Origin of the sequence: Streptomyces sp. NPDC001634 (assembly GCF_040298185.1) — a bacterium.
Taxonomy (GTDB): Bacteria; Actinomycetota; Actinomycetes; order Streptomycetales; family Streptomycetaceae; genus Streptomyces.
On record NZ_JBEOZU010000188.1, the window covers coordinates 1 to 5,555 of the forward strand.

The following is a 5,555-nucleotide window of genomic DNA, read 5'->3' on the forward strand; positions in this document are numbered from 1 at the left end:
CGGCATGTGCGGGGGGCGGTGCGCTACGGCGACGCCGTGCGCACGCTGGCCGGGCAGGGTGTCTCGCGGTTCATGGAAATCGGCCCGGACGGCACGCTGACCGCTCTCGCCCAGGCGTGCCTGGACGTGGACGATGACGGGCCGCTGTTGCTGCCGTCCCTGCGCAAGGACCGACCGGAGACCGTTGCGGTGCTGACCGCGGTTTCCGGACTGTTCACCCGAGGTACCGAGGTTGACTGGCGTGCGGTGTTCGCGGGGGTCGGGGCCCGTTCCGTCGAGCTGCCGACGTACGCGTTCCAACGCAAGAGCTACTGGCCGACCCCGGCCGGGGGGCGGGCCGGCGGTGATGTCTCCGGCCTCGGCCTCTCCGCCACCGGTCATCCCCTCCTCGGAGCGGCCCTGGCGCCGGCCGACTCCGAAGGCGTGGTGTTCACCGGTCGACTGTCGCTCCGGACCCACCCGTGGCTGCGGGAGCACGTGGTCTCCGGCGCCGTTCTGTTCCCGGGCACCGGCTTCCTGGAACTCGTCCTGCGTGGGGCCGACCAGGTCGGGTGCGACCGGGTGGAGGAACTGACGATCGCCGTTCCGCTGACGCTTCCCGAGCACGGCGGAGTGCGGGTCCAGGTGTTGGTCAACAGCCCGGACGAATCGGGCCGCCGTGGTGTCAGTGTCTTCTCCCGCCCCGACGACGCCTCGGAGGACGAGGCGTGGACCCTCCATGCCACCGGTGTGGTGAGCACCGAGACCGGGGCCCCGCGGTCGAACGACGCCTTCGATTTCGCTGTGTGGCCGCCGAGGGATGCCGTGGCCGAGTCGATCGAGGGTGCCTACGAGCGTTTCGCCGGGCTGGGGTTGTCGTACGGTCCGGTGTTCCAGGGGCTCCGTGCGATGTGGCGCCGGGGCGAAGACGTCTTCGCCGAGGTGGCGCTGCCCGAGGCGCACGAGGACCTCGCGGACCGGTTCGGGTTGCACCCGGCGCTGCTGGACTCCGTCCTTCACGCTGTCCTGCGGGGCGTGTTCGGTGCTGACGGCTCACTGCGGCTGCCGTTCTCGTGGGGCGGCGTGTCGCTGTGGGCCTCGGGCGCGCGCGGACTGAGGGTGCGCGTGGCCCCGGTGGGACCGGACACGGTGGCGCTCGAACTGGCCGACACGACCGGAGGCACCGTGGCCTCCGTGGACTCGCTGGTGCTGCGCGAGGCGGCCGGTGGAATCCCGTCGGCGGACGGCGGCCCCCGAGGCGGACTCTTCCAGCTCGACTGGGTGAGGGTGCCGGCCGCCGCCGGACCGGTCCCCGCGCTGAGTGCCGGGCTGCCCGCGCCGGGTGAGGCCGTCGCCGGTGAGGTGCTGGTGCGGGTCGAGCGCCCCTCCGGCAGTGAGCCGGCTGCCGCCCATGCCGCCGTCCAGAGCACTCTCGAACTGGTGCGTGCCTGGCTGGCGGAGGAGCGGTTCGAGGAGTCCCGTCTGGTGATCGTCACCGAGGGTGCCGTGACGCCCGACGGACCGACGGCCGATCCGGCTCTGGCTGCGGTGTGGGGTCTGGTGCGGGCAGCTCGGGCGGAGAACCCGGGGCGGTTCACGCTGCTGGATGTGGACGGTACGGAGGCCTCCTGGTCCGTGGTGGCGGCGGCGTTGGCTTCGGGCGAGCCGGAAGTGGCGGTGCGCGCCGGCACGGCTTTTGCGTCCCGTCTGGGCCGGGCCGCGACCGGCGCGGTGCTGACGGCCCCCGCGGGGGAGTCGGCATGGCGACTGGATGTGGTGGAGAGGGGCACGCTGGAAGGGCTGGCTCTGAGGTCGGTCACCGAGAAGGAGCTGACTGAAGGCCATGTCCGTATCGCCGTACGTGCGGCGGGTGTCAACTTCCGTGATGTGCTGAACGCGCTCGGCATGTATCCCGGCGACGCGAAGGACTTCGGTCTGGAGGGTGCGGGTGTGGTGACCGAGGTCGGTCCGGGTGTGGTCGGGCTGGCTGTGGGTGACCGGGTGTTCGGGATGTTCTCGGGTGCGTTCGGGCCGGTGGCGGTGGCGGATGCGCGGACGGTGGCGCGGGTTCCGGCGGGCTGGTCGTTCGCGCAGGCTGCTTCCGTACCGGTCGTGTTCCTGACGGCGTACTACGCGCTGAGGGACCTGGGTGGTGTGAAGCCCGGTGAGTCGGTGCTGGTGCACGCGGCGGCCGGTGGTGTGGGTATGGCGGCGGTGCAGCTTGCGCGGCACTTGGGTGCCGAGGTGTTCGGTACGGCGAGTGTCGGCAAGTGGGGCACCCTGCGGGAGCTCGGCCTGGACGGCAGGCACATCGCCTCGTCCCGGGACACCGGCTTCGAGGCGGCGTTCCTTACGGCGAGCGGCGGTCGTGGCATGGACGTCGTACTGGACTCGCTGGCCGGTGAGTTCGTGGACGCGTCGTTGCGGCTGCTGCCGCGGGGTGGCCGTTTCCTGGAGATGGGCAAGACCGACATCCGGGACGCGGAGACCGTGGCCGCCGACCATCCGGGCGTGTGGTACCGGGCGTTCGACCTGATGGATGTGGCGCCGGAGCGCATCGGTGGGATGCTGAGCGACCTGGTGGCGCTGTTCGAGGCGGGAGTCCTCAAACCCCTGCCGGTCACGTGCTGGGATGTGCGCAGGGCTCCGGAGGCGTTCCGGTACCTGTCCCAGGCCCGGCATGTCGGCAAGGTGGTCCTGACGGTCCCGGCACCGATGAACCCGGACGGGACGGTGCTGGTGACCGGCGGTACGGGTGGTCTGGGCGCGCTGGTGGCCCGGCACCTGGTCACCGAGCACGGGATACGACACCTGCTGCTGGCCGGCCGCCGCGGTCTCGAAGCCCCCGGTGCTCCCGAACTCCTCGCGGAACTAACCGGCTTGGGCGCCGACGTCGAGGTCGCGGCCGTGGATGTCGCGGACCGTGCGGCTCTGGCGGACGTGCTGGCCGCCGTCCCCGCCGAGCACCCGCTGACCGCAGTGGTGCACACGGCCGGCATCGTCGACGACGGCGTCGTCTCCTCCCTCACCCCCGAGCGCGTATCGCGGGTCATGCGGCCGAAGGCGGACGCGGTCGTCCATCTTCACGAGCTGACCCGTGACACGGATCTGTCGGCGTTCGTCGTCTTCTCGTCGGTCATGGGCACCTTGGGTGGTGCGGGGCAGGCCAACTACTCGGCCGCCAACGCCTTCCTGGACGCCTTCGCCACCATCCGTCGCTCCTCCGGCCTGCCCGCTGTCTCCCTCGCCTGGGGCCCGTGGGCGCCGGGCGCCGGTATGACGGCTGAGCTGAGCGAGGCGGATCTGCGGCGCATGGAACGCAGCGGCATGCTGCCGCTTGCGCCGGAGCGGGGACTCGGTCTGCTGGACGCGGTGCTCGAGCAGGGCTCTGCCATCGAGCGGGCCGCCGTGCTGCCCATCGAACTCGACCTCACGGGGCTGCGCCGACGGGCAGCCGAGGAGGTTCCCTCGCTGCTGCGTGCCCTGGTCCGTGTACGTGCGCGCCGCAAGACGGAGGCCGGCACCGGGGCCCACCGCCAGGACCTCAGGGCACGGCTCACCGCGGCTCTGCCGGCAGACCGCGACCGACTCGTGTCCGACCTGGTCCAGGGTGCGGCAGCCGCCGTGCTCGGCCACGCCTCCGCCGCCGACATCGAGGCGGACCACACCTTCAAGGAACTGGGCTTCGACTCCCTGACCTCGGTCGAGCTCCGCAACCGCGTGAACGCGGCCACCGGCATGAGGCTCCCTGCCACCCTGATCTTCGACTACCCCACGCCCGCCGCGCTGATCCGGCACATCAAGACGGAGCTCCTGGGCGGAGACGAACAGACCTCGCCCGACATGCTGCCCGCCCCGACGAGTGTGGGTGATGATCCGGTCGTGATCGTGGGTATGGCGTGCCGGTTCCCTGGTGGGGTCGGTTCGCCGGAGGATCTGTGGCGGCTGGTCAGCGAGGGTCGTGACGCGATCGGCGGATTCCCGACCGACCGTGGCTGGGACCTGGACGGCCTCTACGATCCCGAGCCCGGCAAGGTCGGCCGTACGTATGTGCGTGACGGCGGCTTCCTCTATGAGGCTCCGCTGTTCGATGCCGCGCTCTTCGGCATTTCGCCGCGTGAGGCGCTGGGGATGGATCCGCAGCAGCGGTTGCTGCTGGAGACGTCGTGGGAGGTCTTGGAGCGGGCGGGTATCGACCCGGCGACGCTGCGCGGCACCCGTACCGGCGTCTTCGCCGGCGCCATGGCCCAGGACTACGGCTCATCGTTGAGGGGCACGTCCGAAGGCGCTGACGGCTACCTGTTGACCGGGAACACCGGCAGCGTGGCCTCGGGTCGTATCGCGTACACCTTTGGTTTCGAGGGTCCTGCGGTGACGGTGGACACGGCGTGTTCGTCGTCGCTGGTGGCGCTGCATCTGGCGGCGCAGGCGCTGCGCTCCGGCGAATGCGACCTGGCGCTGGCCGGTGGTGTGACCGTCATGTCGACGCCGGACACGTTCGTGGAGTTCTCGCGGCAGCGGGGGCTTGCGGTGGACGGTCGGTGCAAGGCGTTCTCGGACGGCGCGGACGGTACGGCGTGGTCGGAGGGTGTGGGTCTGCTGCTGGTGGAGCGGCTGTCCGACGCGCGTCGCAATGGTCACCGGGTGCTGGCGGTTGTGGCGGGTTCCGCGGTCAATCAGGATGGTGCGAGCAATGGTCTGACCGCGCCGAACGGTCCGTCGCAGCAGCGGGTGATCCGTCAGGCGCTGGCCGGTGCGGGGCTCAAGCCCGCCGACATCGACGCCGTCGAGGCACACGGCACGGGTACGCCGCTGGGTGACCCGATCGAGGCTCAGGCGCTGCTGGCCACTTACGGTCAGGACCGTGAACGGCCGTTGTGGCTGGGCTCGTTGAAGTCGAACGTCGGTCACACGCAGGCGGCTGCCGGTGTGGGTGGTGTGATCAAGATGGTGATGGCGATGCGGCACGGGGTGCTGCCGCGGACCCTGCACGCCGAGGAGCCTTCCTCGCATGTCGACTGGTCGGCCGGGGACGTCGAGTTGCTGACCGAGGAGCGTGCGTGGCCCGAGGCCGGTCGTCCGCGTCGTGCTGGTGTTTCGTCCTTCGGTATCAGCGGTACCAACGCGCACGTCATCCTCGAACAGGCCCCTCATGTGGCGGCGGACGCCGAGAAGACCGTAGCCGACAAGGCAACGGCGCTCCCGCGGCTCCTGCCGTGGGTGCTGTCCGCGGCCGGCGGCGGACTGGCCGCCCAGGCCGAGCGCCTGGCCTCCTTCGTGGAGGCACGGCCCGACCTCTCCCTCAGCGACACCGCCCTGACACTGGCCACCACACGGACCGTGCTGGAGCACCGTGCGGTGGTCCTGGCCGCCGACCGTGACGAGCTGCTGCACGCTCTCGGCTCGCTGGCCGAGGACCGTAGCGAACCCAATGTCATACGGAACTCCATACAGACCGGCGGTCGCACGGCGTTCCTGTTCGCGGGGCAGGGGTCGCAGCGGCTGGGCATGGGCCGGGAGTTGTATGAGGCGTATCCCGTCTTCGCCGAGGCCTTTGACGCGGTGGACGCGGAACT

General features: G+C 71.1%; 1 protein-coding gene. It reads left to right on the top strand.

What is annotated here, in order from left to right:
* A partial coding sequence (locus ABT186_RS47250) for an SDR family NAD(P)-dependent oxidoreductase (RefSeq protein ID WP_351930601.1) occupies positions 1-5,555 on the top strand: 5,555 nt, incomplete at both ends.